This is a genomic window from Candidatus Clostridium radicumherbarum, from assembly GCF_045310525.1.
In the GTDB taxonomy this organism is placed as follows: Bacteria; Bacillota; Clostridia; order Clostridiales; family Clostridiaceae; genus Clostridium_AT; species Clostridium_AT radicumherbarum.
This window is the reverse complement of record NZ_JBJHZY010000002.1, coordinates 171979-188637: the sequence shown is the minus strand read 5'-3', so window position 1 is coordinate 188637 and position 16659 is coordinate 171979. Positions and strand designations below refer to the sequence as shown.

The following is a 16659-nucleotide window of genomic DNA, read 5'->3' as shown; positions in this document are numbered from 1 at the left end:
ATTTAGCTATAAAATAAATCCCTCTTTTTAGACTTATTGTTTTTTTTATAAATTACATAGCTTATTAAACTAAAAATTGCTAGTAGTAACAAAATCATAACTGCACAATGAAAGAAAAATTCTTGAGGAAGCACATTGATTATTGGATCCTTAACGGGGTCAAATTCCCAATAGTTATTTTTGAAAAATATTTCGTGAAATATGGTAAAGCTTTTATCAAAATTAATGGCAAAAGGTATTGCTAAAATAATAGGAAGTCCTAAAAGTAAAGCAGAGCTATATTTCAGATATTTATAACTTTTCTCCTTAATCATTAAAATTATCCCTATTATGCTGATGACACCAGTTATGTACATAAGATAGTTAAATTTCATAAATAGAGCTTTTACTTCTGTAAAATGAATTTCACCTTGTACTGACATTGGAAAAGATGGCATATGAAGCTTAGCAATGTTCTTGTTTTGTGTGTAGTCTATAAGTATGTTGTAGTTTTTCATGATTTCATCTTTAGACATTCCATAGTCCTTGGCAATGTTTAAATGGTCAATATCATAAAAATAAAGCTGCCTAAAGGCCAAGGTTGCTTTAACCGCAATAGAAATTAGAAATAAAGTTAAGCAGATGGATAAAATAATTGTAATAAATTTACTAAAACTCTTACTCATTTGTTTCCTCCCTTAAGTCGGAACACTGAGTAGTTTGAAACTACTCACTCCCGCTCGTAAACTACTCGTTAAAGCCCATTTAGGGCTTTAACCTCCTCGTATTCCATACTAGCACACAACAATTATTAATTATTGTGCCTCCCGAAATCCTTATACCGTGCATTATTAATATACATTTTATTTTATAGAATTTAAATATTTTAGTCAACGGCTTAACTAAGCAGTAAGATTATATTTAAAATAAATTCAAAAATTATAAGAATATTTCTTTTTAATTTGATTATAATAGTAATTGCTTGGATAATATTACTATGTAAAATTATTTATATATAAGATTAATAATGAAATTTGAAGAAATAATGTAAAAAAATAATCTAAAACTAGATAATCCACTCTTTTTCTTTCTAATTGGTTATAGATAAGTTCTGGTGGGACTTGATTTTATAATTACTATTAACTATATTATAATTATATTAGCACTCGACGATACCGAGTGCTAACAACATGATGTTAATAATAAATAAAAATACATTAAGGAGGGGTTTAAATGAAAGTTAGACCACTTGGTGACAGAGTTGTTATTAAAAAATTAGAGGCTGAGGAAAAAACAAAGAGCGGCATAGTTCTTACTGGTGCAGCTAAGGAAAAACCTCAAGAAGCCTTAGTAGTTGCTGTTGGACCTGGAGGAATGGTTGATGGCAAGGAAATAAGAATGGAAGTAAAAGTAGGAGATAAAGTTCTATGCTCCAAATACTCCGGTACAGAAGTTAAAGTTGATGGTGAAGAATACACTATCGTTAAACAAGATGACATACTAGCTATAGTTGAATAATAAATTGGAGGGATAGGAATGGCTAAGAAAATTATTTATGGTGAAGAAGCAAGAAGATCCATGCAAAAAGGCGTAGATACCCTTGCAAATACAGTTAAAATTACACTTGGACCAAAGGGAAGAAACGTTGTATTAGATAAGAAATTTGGAGCACCACTTATTACTAATGATGGTGTTACTATTGCTAGAGAAATTGAACTTGAAGATCCATTTGAAAATATGGGAGCACAGCTTGTAAAAGAAGTTGCTACAAAGACTAATGATGTTGCTGGTGACGGAACTACAACAGCTACCTTACTTGCACAAGCAATAATTAGAGAAGGCTTAAAAAATGTTACAGCCGGTGCAAATCCAATGCTTATTAGAAGTGGTATTAAAATGGCAGTTGATAAGGCTGTAGAAGAAATTAAGAAGATTTCAAGACCAGTTGAAGGCAAGGAGGATATAGCTAGAGTTGCTTCTATTTCTGCTGGTGATGAAGAAATTGGTCAGTTAATTTCAGATGCTATGGAAAAGGTAGGAAACGAAGGCGTTATTACTGTTGAAGAATCCAAGACAATGGGAACTGAATTAGACGTTGTTGAAGGTATGCAGTTCGACAGAGGTTACGTAAGCTCCTACATGGTTACAGATACTGAGAAAATGGAAGCTATATTAGATGATCCATATATTCTATTAACTGATAAGAAGATCTCTAACATACAAGAAATTCTTCCAATACTTGAGCAAATTGTTCAACAAGGAAAGAAGCTTTTAATAATTGCAGAAGACATAGAAGGAGAAGCTCTTGGTACATTAATTGTTAATAAGTTAAGAGGTACCTTTACTTGTGTAGCAGTTAAAGCTCCTGGTTTTGGCGACAGAAGAAAGGAAATGCTTCAAGATATAGCTATATTAACTGGCGGTGAAGTAATTTCTGAAGAATTAGGAAGAGATTTAAAAGAAGTTACTTTAGAGATGCTTGGTAGAGCTGAAAGTGTTAAAATTTCTAAGGAAAACACTACAATAGTTAATGGAAAAGGCGGTAAGGATGAAATCCATGCTAGAGTAGCACAAATAAAGGCTCAAATAGAAGAAACTACTTCAGATTTTGATAAAGAAAAGCTGCAAGAAAGACTAGCTAAGCTTGCTGGAGGAGTTGCAGTAATCAAAGTTGGTGCTGCTTCTGAAACTGAACTTAAGGAAAGAAAACTTAGAATCGAAGATGCTTTAGCAGCTACTAAGGCAGCAGTAGAAGAAGGTATTGTAGCTGGTGGTGGTACTGCATTTATCAATGTAATACCAGAAGTAGCTAAGCTTGATTCAGAGGAAGCTGATGTTAAGGTTGGTTTAAACATTATAACTAAGGCACTTGAGGAACCAGTTAGACAAATAGCTACTAATGCTGGTCTTGAAGGTTCAGTAATTATTGAGAAAGTTAGAAATAGTGAACCAGGTATAGGTTTCGATGCATTACATGAAAAATATGTTAACATGATTAAAGTTGGTATAGTTGATCCTACTAAGGTAACAAGAAGTGCACTTCAAAATGCAGCTTCTGTAGCAGCTACTTTCCTTACAACTGAAAGTGTTGTAGCTGATATACCAGAAAAGAACCCAGCTCCAGCAATGCCTGCTGGCGGAATGGGAATGGATGGAATGTACTAAAATAATAGAGCCCTTTGGGGCTCTTTTTTTATGCTTAAAATACAGTGAATAACAATTTTTAAATAACATTGAGTAAGGTAATAAATAAAAACTATGTCAGAAAATGTATTAAAATTTCCATCAAAAAACACAGTTCATTTTATTGTAATACTTGATGATATAAGATAATATAATATATATATCTGCACTAGATTTATAGTTAATTATGGAATTTATGCATAACAATAACATTAATTAATTAGATATTATATTCACTTTATATGAGGTAAAAATATGGAATTTAACATTAAAAAAAGATTAGGAGATTTACTTGTCGAAGCAAGGATGATAACTCCAAAGCAACTTGAGGATGTACTTGAGAAACAAAAAAGAACTGGAAAAAGATTAGGTAAACTCCTTGTTGATGAGGGAATAATATCAGAAAATGATTTGCTAAAAACACTTGAAATCCAATTAGGAGTTAAGAGAGTAAATTTTGATAAACTTGAAGTGGACAAAGAGGCTGTAAAGGCTATATCGGCTAAGCTAGCTAATAAACATATCATAATACCTATTTCTATTAAAAATAATAAAATTCAAGTAGTAATGAGTGATCCGCTGAATATAATAGCTATAGATGATGTGAGAATTACTTCAGGCTTTAATGTGGAAGTTCTTATTGCCTCTGAAGCGGAGATAAAGGAGGCAATTGGAAAGTACTACTCCTCACAATATGTTATGAAGGCTGCAGATGATTTATCAAAGGAGCAGCTATCCAGCAAGGTTGAAACAAAGGAAGAAGAAGATGCAGCCGAAGAGATAAAGAATGCTCCAGTTGTAAGGCTTGTAGATAGTATTATTGAAAACGCTGTAAGAGGCAGAGCCTCCGATATTCATATTGAACCTTTTGATAAATATGTAAGGGTAAGGTACAGAGTTGATGGAGATCTATTTGAAGTTCTTAAAACTCCGGTAGATACCTTAGGTGCATTAATAACTAGAATCAAGATTCTAGCTGACCTTAATATCGCAGAAAAAAGGCTTCCTCAAGATGGAAGAATAATGACTTCCATTGATGGAAAGCTAGTTGACCTTAGAGTTTCTATTTTACCAAAGGTTAATGGAGAAAAGGTAGTTATTAGAATACTAAGCAGGGACAACTTCCTTGTTAAAAAAGAAAATTTAGGAATTGATCCTGAGGAAATGAAAAAGCTAGATAAGTTTATTAGGACCCCGAACGGGATAATTCTGGTAACAGGACCTACAGGAAGTGGAAAATCAACAACCCTTTATACTATGCTTAGTGAACTGAATACAGAAAATAAGAATATTATTACTGTAGAAGACCCCGTAGAATATCTTGTGGATGGAATTAATCAGGTAAGTGTCAATACAAAGATTGGACTAACCTTTGCAGCAGGACTTAGGTCTATACTAAGACAAGACCCTGATATAATAATGATAGGTGAAATAAGAGATAATGAAACTGCTGAAATAGCCATAAGATCAGCTATAACAGGTCACTTGGTTCTAAGTACAATACATACAAATGACGCTCCATCATCAGTTTTAAGACTTATAGATATGGGTATTGAGCCTTATCTTATTTCTTCTTCGGTAAGTGGAGTTATTGCACAAAGACTAGTAAGAAAGCTATGTACCAACTGCGCTCAGCAATATGAGGCTACTACATATGAGAAAAATATTCTTGGTATTAATCAGAATATGAATATAAAACTAAAAAGAGCAAAAGGCTGCAGTCTCTGTGGTAATACTGGCTATAAAGGCCGTGTTGGAATATACGAGATAATGGAAATTACAAGAGAACACAGGGAAATGATAATAAAGGGCTGCAGTACTGATGAACTTCGAGATTTATCAATTAAAAATGGAATGAGAACCTTAAGAGATGCATGTTCAGGCCACGTGTTTAAAGGGATAACTTCAATGGATGAGCTAATGAGGGTGGCATATCTAAAAGAATAATAAAAGCTTGTTAGGTTAAAGAAACCTAGAAAGGAGGAAGTTATGCCTAGTTATCAATATGAAGCAAGAACAATAGATGGAAACATAATCAAGGGCAAAATAGACGCTGATAATGAAAACTTGGTAAGGGCGAGCCTTCGAGAAAGAGATTATTATCCTCAAAGTATAAAGTTATTAAATAAATCCTTAGACATAAACATTTCAGAATATAGAAGAGTACCTTTGCAAAGTATTTCTATATTTTGTAGACAATTTTCATTTACTGTATCTGCAGGAATGAATATTTTAAGAGCAATTGACGTAGTGGGAGAACAGACTGAAAATAAGAAATTAAGAAATATACTGAGAGTAGTACATAGCGATATTGAAAAAGGCAGCAGCTTATCAGATGCTCTTAGAAAATATAAAGATATTCCAGAAATGCTTGTCAATATGATAAGTGTTGGAGAAGTAAGTGGTACCTTAGAAAAAGTAATGCTTAGAATGGCTGATTACTATGAGAAAAGCTATAAGCTACAAAAAAAGATAAGGGGTTCCTTAACCTATCCGCTAGTTATATGTATTGTTGCCATAATTGTAGTAAATTTATTGCTTATATTTGTACTTCCTACCTTTGTAGGGATGATAACAAGTGCAGGGGGAAAGTTACCACTTCCTACAATTATTGTAATGGGCTTAGCAGACTTTATGAAAAAATATGGTCTAATATTAATGGTAACAGTAGTTCTCTTAATTATAATAGCAAGAGTAATAATAAAAACTAATGAGGAATTTGGAGAAAGAGTAGACATGCTTAAGCTTAAGCTGCCTATCTTTGGAAGTATTTTAACTAAAATAGTCACTGCAAGATTTACAAGAACCTTTGGCACCTTACTTTCAAGCGGTGTGCCAGTGCTTGAAATAATAAATATATGTACAAAGGTTGTAGGTAACAAAATGGCTAGTAAATTACTTACGAGCACAACTGAAGCTGTAAAAAAAGGACAAACTATTGGAGCAAGCCTGGAAGGCCGAGGAGTTTTTCCCAGAATGCTTACTCAAATGATGAAAATAGGTGAAGAAGCAGGAACCCTTGATTCAATTATGGAAAAAACTGCTGAGTTTTATGACAATGAAGTAGATAATGCTACAGCTAACCTTTCCACCTTAATAGAACCACTAATTATAGTTTTCTTAGGAATAGGTGTAGGTTTTATAGTATTAGCTATGATTTTGCCAATATTTGATATGTATGGTGCAATTGCTAGTCAGTAGAATGAATAACCGTTAAGGTTTTCAAATATAAATAAGGAGGAAACAAAATATGTTAATTAAAAAGGAGGAAAAAATGATGAGTAAAAGAAAAAAGAAAGGATTCACTCTAATTGAACTTATTGTTGTTATCGCAATACTTGGTATTTTGGCAGCAGTGATGATTCCAAAGTTTACTGGATTCCAGGATAAGGCACGTTCAAGTCAGGCATTAGTTGAAGCTAAAAACTGGGCTACTGCAGCAGATTCAACACTGGTTGAGAATAATGGTGATATAACAAAAGTTACTGATGCTGTTGTTAAAGTAATAGCAGGAACAAATGGAACAGTTTCTGGCATTGCTCTTACTAGTGATAATAATCATGTTGCGTTTACTTATGTAACTAATGATGGTAAGTATAAATCAGTAAGAGGAGCAGATGGCGCCTTTACTACAACAGTGGTACCATAAATAAATAATTTGTTAATTTTAGAGCAATGATTGAGACCTGGTTACACATAGAAAATTAGCAAGCTCATTTTGTTCGCAAAAACCCCCGGGGATCATGAACAAATTGTGAACTACGAACAGTAGCAAGCTTGTAGGAAAGCCTTATCGAAAGGCTCCCAAGGGTTGTGAACACTAAACTAAGTTTTTGAAATATTAACTTCAAGAAAAGAATTCATAAAAATATTATAAATATTCTAAGGTAGCAAAGAAATACAATCCGTACGTGGACACTTGGGTTGTAGGGAGCTAATAGTGTAACCGACCTTATCATCTATGTATAAAGGCTGGAGAACTATGGCTTATATTTCTTACTATCTTTATTTTATTTTAAAGGAATTATTTTATAAGCCATAATACATAAGATAATTGACTATGTAAAGGCTTTTAATGGCGGTACTTAAGAAGACATATAGTGGTGCCGTCATTAAAGCCTAACTAACTGAATTTGATTACAATACATTTTATGTTTTAAATATATTTATGAAAATGTTTATATGAAAATTTTATTCATTATAAATAGGCAATGAAAGTGGTGATTTAATGTTTGAGAAAGAATTAGTGGCTGTGGAGCTTGGACATGAATTTATTAAAGTATTAGTAGGCTCAAAAAATAAGGTTAAGCTCTGCGGTATGATAGAAACTCCTGAAGAGGCCTTTGATCAAGACAACATTATAAATATTCAGAAGCTTTCTAGGGTGATTTCCGAGTTTATGAAAAATAATAGCGTCAGGACAAAGAGGATTTCCTTTACTGTACAAGGTCAGGACATTGTAGTTAGACACATAGAAGTTCCTATTATGGATAATAGGGGTATCCTTAAAACACTTCAATGGGAGACTGCACAATACTTGCCCAAAGAGGGCAAGGACTACTATATGGATTATGAAATATTGGACAAAATTAACACAAAAGAAAAAAAGGTATATAAGGTTATGGTAGTTTCTATACCAAAGGAGAAAACTGATAAATATGTGGCGCTTGCAAGTAAATTGCGAATGAACTTAGATGCTATAGATATAGCACCTAATAATGTCAGCAGGGTTTTTAGGAATGTACATAAACAAAAAAAAGAAATGGAAAGTATAGGGATTATACAAATTGGTACCTACAACAGCAACTTTACAATCCTTGAAAAGGGCAGGCTTTTTATTGAAAGAGAAGTTCTATTTGGAATAAAAGATGCAGCTGAAATAGTATTTCCTTTTGGAAAATCTAGGACTGAGGAATCTGTGAAAAACTTTATTAGAGTATTTAATTTTTATCAAGAAGAAGAGAGTTCAGTGGATTTTTCAGTAAAGTCTATTTTCAATGAGATATTTTATTCATTTAACAAAATTATTCAGTTTTATACTACAGGAAAAACTAATAAATCCTTAGATATAATATATATTATCGGTGAGGGTGCAGAAATAAAAGGGATAGATAATTACGTCCAAGAATATTTCAAAACTAATGTAGAAATTGTTGACAATTCAAATGAAATTGGCATAAAAACAAAGCTTCCAAAGAACTTCAGTCTTAAATATTATGTTAATAATATTGGATTGTTGCTTAGAAAGGAGTAAGCTATGCGGGAACTTAATCTTATTCCTAATAACATAAAAGAAAAGAGGATACAAAGGAAAACCTTCATTAAGATAGGCTTCATTGTATTTATAATTGTTTCAATTTTAACTGCAGGGGTTGTTTTACTAAATATTAATCTTAATAATCTTAATGATAAGGAAGCTAATTTGAAAGCTCAAGTTAACATGGCCAAACCTGTAATTACAGAAAACACTAAATTGAGAAATGAAACTGCCTCTTATAAGGAATATATTGATCTAGTAAGCAAAATACAAAAGGAAAAAGAACCTGCTTATCCTGTTTTTATGAGTCTTATAAAGTATATGCCAAAGGATATTGTTATTTCAAACTTGGTATATAATGCTGGTACTATAAATATTAGTGCTACAGCTAAAGACTATAATTCAATTAATGAATTTGAAGCAAATCTTCAGGAATCCAAGGAATTTAGTAACAGCAGTGTTACAAATATAACTAGAGAAGATAAGAATAAAGTATATACTTTCACCTTAATTATCGCAAGTGTAGAGGAGGAAGTAAAATGAATGGGTTAAATAAAAGTGAGAAAATTTTATTGTCATTACTAGCAATAGTAGTAGTAGGCTATGTGTATTATAATTTCATCATTGAACCATTAACAAGTAAGATAGGAACAGTTCAAAATAGTATAGAAAATTATCAGCAGCAGCTAAATGCTTCAAAAATAATGGCTGTAAGTAATAAGAAAATGACTTCGGAGTTAGAAAAACTTAAGGCAAATTATAATAATTATCTAAAACTAATGCCTAAAAGTAACATGACAGCACAAATTGAAAGAGATATTAAACAATATGCAGATGATAATGATGTAATCATTAATAGCCTTACTATTGGAAAAGAAATTGATTACAAAAAACAGACAAATGGAGCTAATGGAAACGCTGCAATAAAAGGAAATCAAAATACTAATGCTACTCAGGCAAATAATCAGCAAAATACATCAGCAAATACATCACTCCAAAAGATAATGGCAATACCAGTTGTTATAAATATCACTGGAGACTTTACCAGCACTACTGCCTTTATTAATACCTTAGAGACTGCAGGGAGAATAGCTGATATAACTAGCATGAATTTTTCAAGCAAGGGAAAACAAGGTCTTACAGTTGAAATAAATGCAAACATTCTTTATGCTAAAGATGGCACAACTATTAAGAATAATTATGATTTCAACAATGGAAATTACAGCAAAGTTAACCCTTTTAATTAAGAATGAATAAAATTGGAACAGCGTAAAGCTTGATACAAAATGAAGATAATATGAGTTAAAATGAAATAGTAATTATATTTCAGATTTGTAAAAAGTGGAGGGGTTTTATGCAGAAATTTCGTAAAAAAGGAGTGGCATTGGTCACTGTTATAATTATCATGGGAATACTGGTAATACTGGGAACAGCCCTTCTTAGTGTTGGAGTGTCAGAAACTAAAAATGCATCCTGGCAGAAGAGCAGGGTTCAGGCCCATTATTTAGGACGTTCAGGTGTGTATGTAGGCCTGGAGCTGATTAAGAATAAGCTGAATACTAAGATCTATTCCGATCTTGGGGTACTAGCATCTGAACTTAATACGCAGGTAGCATCATTAAATACAAGCGCTACAGCATTTAAAATTGGGGAGAGCGGCAAGTTTTCCCTTAACTTTGAAAGCACGGATCCAGGAGAGGTTAAGATAAAATCCACGGGGATAACAGCCGGAAGCCCCAATTCCACAGAATTAGTCACCTATATTGTTAAGATCAACTCCGGTATTTCGATGACACTTAACCCTACAGAATGGGTTAACGGTGTTAATCTTATAAAGGGAATAACCACAGGCACAAATTATCTTGGCAAGGGAGTAATGTTTGAGGGTAAACCAGTTCAATCGCCACAGGGTTCCAGCAGATCCTCCATTTATCAGGCATCAATCCTTCATTTCAGAAACTACACACAGGCTGGACAAAGCCTCAGCTTTAAACAGGTTACTAATTCCATTCCCATAACCTTTGATGCAGAGGTGATCTATTTTGAAAGTGGAGTAATGCTGAACAAAACCAAGGATCCTGTTGTATTTTCAATGACAGATCCGGTTATGTCAAACAGAATAGGCAATCTTGCATATTCTGGTAATGTGGGTTTTGAAGATTTTGCCCGCTATTCTTCCTTCATTGGGACTAATACTTCAAATCTCCACAATACCTACTCATCGCAGTTCGATCCAGGAGCAAAGTATGGAATTGTTTATTTTGGCGGACCTGTATTAAGGGATGATGATATAGTACCAGTTTTAAATCAGGGATATTACTTTTTTAAAAGTGGAGTTGACCTTCATAATCCAACTGCCGGCGAAACGGGAAGCTATAAGAACTTTATTAAATTAGCAGATGATGATGCGGCAATCAAGGCTCTGAATGGAATGTTTAGGCAATCACCAAGCAGTTCGGGCTATATCTGGAACAAAAAGTAGGGCAGGTGAAAATAATGAAATTTAAGGGAATAAGAAAGGGTTTAACTCTTATTGAGGTGATAATTTCCATTGCTATTCTGGGTATAATCGCGGTCTCTTTTCTGAGCATGTTCTCTAATGGATATATAAATATTTTTACAATGGGAAACAAAAGCAAAGCCGTAGTAAAGGCACAATCCGCCATTGATTCTGCGTGCAGTGCGGGAAGAATAAATTACGCCACAGATCCTGACTTGAATGGAATGAGCAGCAGCGCAGCTTCGGTTGCTGATCTTCATACATTCAGTTCAGGCATTGAAAGCAAATATTTTATTGAGAACGTTACAATTAACTCAGTTTTATATAAAAGGATAACAGTTGCAGTTTTCTATCAGGGTGGACAGAGATACGTAGAACTTACCTCCCTGATCCCCTAGGGAGGTGTAAGTATGGTGAAACTGATAACAGAGAGTAAAAAGGGCCTTACACTTTTGGAACTCATAATAACTATAGCGATATTATCTATAGTTCTAATGGGTATATACTCACTATTTGGCGTCGGGAACACTACCTTCATCAGGGGAACAAGGCAGTCAGATATACAAAGCAGCATAAGACTTGCTTCAGACTACATCACTCAACAAATAAGGTATTCAACGGAAATAAAAATTTTGGATGATGCAGACATACCACCACTTTCCGATATACAGCCCTATGAGAACTACATTTATTTTGACAGTACCAATAATACAATAACTCATATAAATAAGTACTTTACTAAAACAATCCCAATAGGACATCCCGGAAGTGTAGAATTTACATCTCTTTCACCCTTCAAGCTTTTGAGCTTCAATATAATGGCTGAGAACCGGGGGCAATCCTATAATATAAATTCTGAGGTCATTAGCATGGACCTACATCTAAGCACTGGAGGGGTAATTGCTGGAACAACAGGGAACACGACACTAAAGACTAAAAGGGATGCAATATACTTTAAAACAGCAACTGATTATATGGCCATACTACTTAAGCCTGTTGCTCAAGAGTTAACAATAAACACGGAAAATAATTTGGGGATAAGTTTTGGAAGAGAAATAACGAATGTATTTATTGTAAGTTCAGTTGGTGTTACAAACCCTCAAGCAGTAATAACAGGTACAAAGACAGTTGCTATATCTTCAGATAGTACACTCGACGGGGCTCAGGTAATATTCAGAGTAACTTTTGGGGGTACTGAGAGCTATGGAAATACCTATGACTATACAGTGAAATATAATTCCTCAACAAAATGGACTATGCAATAGTTTTTACTATTCATGTTTTTGATTTTACAAATACCTTTCAGCTACACCTTCAACTACCGAAGTTGTGACTATGACTTCTGAACCAGGCGGTCTATTATACTATCAAGACTAAGATCATAATATATTTAGAACAGTTCTGTGGAACTGTTCTTTTCTTGATAAAATAAAACTTATAAAGTATAATCAAGCAAAGATGGGGTGTTTATTAAATGTTTAATTTTATACTTATACTATATGTGTTTATACTCGGGTCAATATTTGGCAGCTTTTTTAATGTATGTATTTATAGAATACCTGCAGGTAAGTCTGTTATTTTTCCACCTTCCAGCTGTGGAAATTGCAATACAAGACTTAAGGCTATTGATATGATACCTGTATTAAGTTATTTATTTTTAGGAGGCAGGTGCAGATACTGCAAACAGCACTTTTCAGCAAGATATGCAGTTGTTGAGTTAATGACAGGAATTTTATATGCTGCTTTATTTATTATTTATGGATTTAGCTTTATTTTTATAAAATACATAGTGCTCAGCAGTTTTTTAATTATCATTGGACTTATTGATTATGACACCACTGATGTATATTTTAAAACCACCATTAGCGGAATAATTACAGGAGTTATTTTTGCTACTGTTGGGTATTTCCTGGGATATGGTTTTATGCAGTATTTTTGGGGAGCACTGCTTGGTGGAGGTGTTATAACTATTATTATACTTCTTACTAATGGCATGGGCTGGGGAGATGTAGAAATATGTCTGCTTTGTGGTGTCTTTCTTGGATTAAAATTAACGGTAGTTGCTTTATTCTTCTCATTTATATTTGGAGGCATTATTGGAGCTATACTTATTATTTCAAAGAAAAAATCTAGAAAGGATTATATACCATTTGGACCCTATATTGCCTTAGGTGCTATTGCAGCTATGTTATATGGTGAACAAATAATTACATGGTATTTAAGTGGTTTTTAGCATTAATTACTTGAAAATAAACACAAGCAAACTAGAAAAGGATTACATTTTAAAGTATATAATTTTCCATTGACAAAACATAAATCTTTCATTAAAATAAGAGAAATAAATCAAATATTGCAATTTTAACTCGTATATCCCCTGAATATGGCAGGAAGTATCTACCGGAAGCCGTAAATTTCCGACTATGAGTGTTAGATTGTTATGCTTTAAAAGCATGCTTTCTTCACTTATACATTTTTTGTGGGGAGCATGTTTTTTTGTTATTTAAAGTTTTTGAACTAATCTTAATTTAATGAAAGGAAGTTGTGTTATGGCAAAAATATTAAAACAAGCTTATACCTTTGATGATGTACTTTTAGTTCCACAAGAATCTAAAATATTACCAAGAGATACAGCTTTAAATACTTATTTAACGAAGAAAATTAAACTTAATATTCCACTTATGAGTGCAGGTATGGATACTGTTACTGAGGCAAAAATGGCTATAGCTATGGCTAGAGAAGGCGGTATTGGTATAATTCATAAAAATATGAGTATTGAAAAACAGGCTATAGAAGTGGACAAAGTTAAAAGACAAGAAAATGGTGTAATTACTGATCCATTTTCACTTTCACCTGATAACACAATTGAAGATGCCCAGGCTTTAATGAGTAAGTACAGAATATCAGGAGTTCCAATAACTATCGATGGAAAGCTTGTTGGAATTATTACTAATAGAGACATTGTTTTTGAAACTAATTTTACTAGAGCTATTAAAGAAGTGATGACCAAAGAAAATCTAATTACAGCTCATGAAAATACAACAGTAGATGAAGCAAAGGCAATACTTAAGAAGCATAAAATTGAGAAACTTCCACTTGTAGATAATGAAAATAATCTAAGAGGGCTAATAACAATAAAAGATATTGAAAAAGCTATAAAATTCCCCAATGCTGCAAAAGATAAGAAGGGAAGACTATTATGCGGTGCTGCTGTAGGAGTTACTGCTGATATGCTTGATAGAGTTGAGGCTTTAGTTAAAGCAAATGTAGACGTAATTACAATAGATACTGCTCATGGACATTCAACAGGAGTCCTTGAAGCTGTAGGAAAAATAAAAGAATTGTATCCAGAACTCCAAATTATTGCAGGAAATGTTGCAACAGCAGATGCAACAAAAGCTCTAATATTAGCAGGAGCAGATTGTGTAAAGGTAGGTATTGGGCCTGGTTCTATATGTACAACAAGAGTTGTTGCTGGAGTTGGTGTTCCTCAGCTTACAGCAGTTATGGACTGCGTAGAAGAAGCTGATAAATATGGGGTTCCAGTTATAGCTGATGGCGGAATAAAATATTCTGGTGATGTAGTAAAGGCACTGGCTGCTGGTGCAAAGGTAGTTATGATGGGTTCAATGTTTGCAGGCTGCGAAGAATCACCTGGAGATACAGAAGTTTATCAAGGAAGAAGTTATAAAGTATATAGAGGTATGGGTTCACTTAGTGCTATGGCAAGTGGAAGTAAGGACAGATATTTCCAAGAGGGAAATAAGAAGCTTGTACCAGAAGGAATTGAAGGTAGAGTTCCTTATAAGGGCTTTGTAACAGAAACAATATTCCAAATACTTGGAGGACTTCGTTCAGGAATGGGCTACTGCGGAGCTAAAAATCTTAATGAACTCTATGACAAAGCTGTATTTGTAGTACAAACAGCTTCAGGCCTTAGAGAAAGCCATCCTCATGACATAGTAATTACAAAAGAAGCACCAAACTACAGTGTAAATTAAGTAAAGGAGGATTTCAATGAGAGAATTAATATTAATAGTAGATTTCGGCGGACAATATAATCAGCTTATAGCAAGAAGAGTTAGAGAATGCGGAGTATACTGCGAAATAATTCCAAATAGCTATACTATAGATAAAATCAAATCTAAGGAACCAAAAGGTATTATTTTTACTGGTGGACCAAATAGCGTTTATGATGACAAGGCACCTGGTATTGATAAGGAAATCTTTCAGCTTGGAGTTCCAGTGCTTGGTATTTGCTACGGACATCAATTAATGGCTAACAGCTTAGGTGGCCAGGTTAATAGTGCAAAAACTAGAGAATATGGCAAAGCCAATATTGTATTAGACAATGATAAAAGTCTTTTTAAGAACATTGCCTTAAATGAAAAATGCTGGATGAGCCATACAGATTATGTTTCAGAGGTACCGGAAGGCTTTGAGATCATAGCTAATTCTGAGGGCTGCGAGATAGCTGCTATGGAAAATGAAAAAAAGAAGCTTTATGGGGTACAATTTCACCCAGAAGTGGAACACACACCTTTTGGGCAGCAAATGATTAAGAACTTCTTATTTGAAATCTGTAAAGTAAAGGCTGATTGGTCTATGACCTCTTTTGCAGAAGAAAAGATTAAAGCAATAAAAGAAGTAGTTGGAGACAAAAAGGTACTTTGTGCCCTTTCTGGGGGAGTTGACTCTTCTGTAGCTGCAGTGCTTGTGCACAAAGCAATAGGAAAACAGCTTACCTGCGTATTCGTTGATCATGGTCTCTTAAGAAAAGATGAAGGGGATCAGGTAGAAGCTATATTTAAAAAGCAGTTTGATATGAATTTAATAAGAGTTAATGCTCAGGATAGATTCTTAGGAAAATTGAAGGGTGTAAGTGAACCTGAAAAAAAGAGAAAGATAATAGGAGAAGAATTTATTAGAGTTTTTGAAGAAGAAGCTAAAAAGCTTGGACAAATTGACTTTCTTGTTCAAGGTACTATATATCCTGATGTAGTTGAAAGCGGAACTGGCACTTCAGCAGTTATTAAGAGTCATCACAACGTAGGAGGGCTTCCTGAAGATCTTGACTTTAAGCTTATTGAGCCACTTAGAGAACTCTTTAAAGATGAGGTTAGAAAAGTTGGAGAGGAAATTGGCATTCCACATTACCTAGTATGGAGACAGCCATTCCCAGGTCCAGGTCTAGCTATTAGAGTACTTGGAGAAGTTACAGAAGAGAAGCTTAGCATTGTAAGAGAGGCAGATGCAATCTTTAGAGAAGAAGTTTCAATAAATGGGTTAGAAAATGAAATATGGCAGTACTTTGCATGCCTTCCTAACATTCAGTCAGTAGGGGTTATGGGTGATGGAAGAACCTATTGCCATACAGTAGCCTTAAGGGCAGTAACCAGCTCAGACGGTATGACCTCAGATTGGGCAAGAATACCTTATGAAGTATTAGATAAGGTTTCAAGAAGAATAGTTAATGAAGTAAATGGAGTAAATAGAATTGTTTATGATATAACTTCTAAGCCACCAGCTACTATTGAATGGGAATAGAATGTTTAAAGTCCGCAAGCCTTATAAAATAAGGTTTTGTGGACTTTTGTTTTGCTGTTTAAAATAATATTTTTAATTGATTTGTCATATGACTTGGTATTTAATGGTTTTAAAAAAGCGAAAAGCTTATTCTATTCTGATTATTTTACTTTCCCAATCTTTCTTAAATCATACGTAAATAATCATTTTTTTAATC

General features: G+C 33.7%; 15 protein-coding genes and 2 riboswitches. Of the genes, 14 read left to right on the top strand and 1 reads right to left on the bottom strand.

What is annotated here, in order from left to right:
• Positions 1-2: 2 nt before the first annotated feature.
• A complete protein-coding gene (locus tag ACJDUH_RS10780) occupies positions 3-665 on the bottom strand; it encodes a TIGR01906 family membrane protein (protein WP_406765202.1) in 663 nt (220 codons plus the stop codon).
• Between the two features lie 547 nt (positions 666-1212).
• On the opposite strand from ACJDUH_RS10780, the gene groES reads away from it, so the two are divergent.
• The 14 genes from groES (at position 1213) to guaA (ending at position 16463) form a co-directional block, all read left to right on the top strand.
• Positions 1213-1497: a co-chaperone GroES gene (gene groES, locus ACJDUH_RS10775; RefSeq protein WP_406765201.1), complete on the top strand. Its 285-nt coding sequence runs from the start codon at positions 1213-1215 to the stop codon at positions 1495-1497.
• An 18-nt stretch (positions 1498-1515) separates the two neighbouring features.
• A complete protein-coding gene (groL, locus tag ACJDUH_RS10770; RefSeq protein WP_406765200.1) occupies positions 1516-3144 on the top strand; it encodes a chaperonin GroEL in 1629 nt (542 codons plus the stop codon).
• Between the two features lie 273 nt (positions 3145-3417).
• Positions 3418-5109 (top strand): GspE/PulE family protein, encoded by a 1692-nt coding sequence (locus tag ACJDUH_RS10765; protein WP_406765199.1) that lies wholly within the window; start codon positions 3418-3420, stop codon positions 5107-5109.
• A 42-nt stretch (positions 5110-5151) separates the two neighbouring features.
• Positions 5152-6363, top strand: a complete 1212-nt coding sequence (locus tag ACJDUH_RS10760) for a type II secretion system F family protein (protein WP_406765198.1) — start codon at positions 5152-5154, stop codon at positions 6361-6363.
• Between the two features lie 49 nt (positions 6364-6412).
• Positions 6413-6811: a type IV pilin protein gene (locus ACJDUH_RS10755; protein WP_406765197.1), complete on the top strand. Its 399-nt coding sequence runs from the start codon at positions 6413-6415 to the stop codon at positions 6809-6811.
• 228 nt (positions 6812-7039) lie between these two features.
• A riboswitch (cyclic di-GMP riboswitch) is annotated at positions 7040-7123 on the top strand.
• Between the two features lie 267 nt (positions 7124-7390).
• Positions 7391-8416, top strand: a complete 1026-nt coding sequence (gene pilM, locus ACJDUH_RS10750; protein ID WP_406765196.1) for a pilus assembly protein PilM — start codon at positions 7391-7393, stop codon at positions 8414-8416.
• Between the two features lie 3 nt (positions 8417-8419).
• Positions 8420-8962, top strand: coding sequence for a PilN domain-containing protein (locus ACJDUH_RS10745; protein ID WP_406765195.1), 543 nt, complete (start codon positions 8420-8422; stop codon positions 8960-8962).
• Positions 8959-9666: a type II secretion system protein GspM gene (gene gspM / locus ACJDUH_RS10740; protein WP_406765194.1), complete on the top strand. Its 708-nt coding sequence runs from the start codon at positions 8959-8961 to the stop codon at positions 9664-9666. Before ACJDUH_RS10745 ends, gspM begins: the two co-directional genes overlap by 4 nt.
• Before the next feature lie 107 nt (positions 9667-9773).
• Positions 9774-10901: a hypothetical protein gene (locus ACJDUH_RS10735; RefSeq protein ID WP_406765193.1), complete on the top strand. Its 1128-nt coding sequence runs from the start codon at positions 9774-9776 to the stop codon at positions 10899-10901.
• 14 nt (positions 10902-10915) lie between these two features.
• Complete coding sequence (locus tag ACJDUH_RS10730) at positions 10916-11317, top strand: prepilin-type N-terminal cleavage/methylation domain-containing protein (RefSeq protein ID WP_406765192.1); 402 nt, start codon at positions 10916-10918, stop codon at positions 11315-11317.
• A gap of 12 nt (positions 11318-11329) precedes the next feature.
• Positions 11330-12184 (top strand): PilW family protein, encoded by an 855-nt coding sequence (locus ACJDUH_RS10725; RefSeq protein ID WP_406765191.1) that lies wholly within the window; start codon positions 11330-11332, stop codon positions 12182-12184.
• Positions 12185-12393: 209 nt separating this feature from the next.
• Positions 12394-13152 (top strand): prepilin peptidase, encoded by a 759-nt coding sequence (locus ACJDUH_RS10720; protein WP_406765190.1) that lies wholly within the window; start codon positions 12394-12396, stop codon positions 13150-13152.
• Between the two features lie 110 nt (positions 13153-13262).
• Positions 13263-13360: riboswitch (purine riboswitch) on the top strand.
• Between the two features lie 105 nt (positions 13361-13465).
• Positions 13466-14917 carry an IMP dehydrogenase gene (gene guaB / locus ACJDUH_RS10715; protein ID WP_406765189.1) on the top strand — a complete coding sequence of 484 codons (1452 nt, stop codon included), beginning with the start codon at positions 13466-13468 and terminating at the stop codon, positions 14915-14917.
• A gap of 16 nt (positions 14918-14933) precedes the next feature.
• Positions 14934-16463, top strand: a complete 1530-nt coding sequence (gene guaA / locus ACJDUH_RS10710; protein WP_406765188.1) for a glutamine-hydrolyzing GMP synthase — start codon at positions 14934-14936, stop codon at positions 16461-16463.
• Positions 16464-16659: the final 196 nt, after the last annotated feature.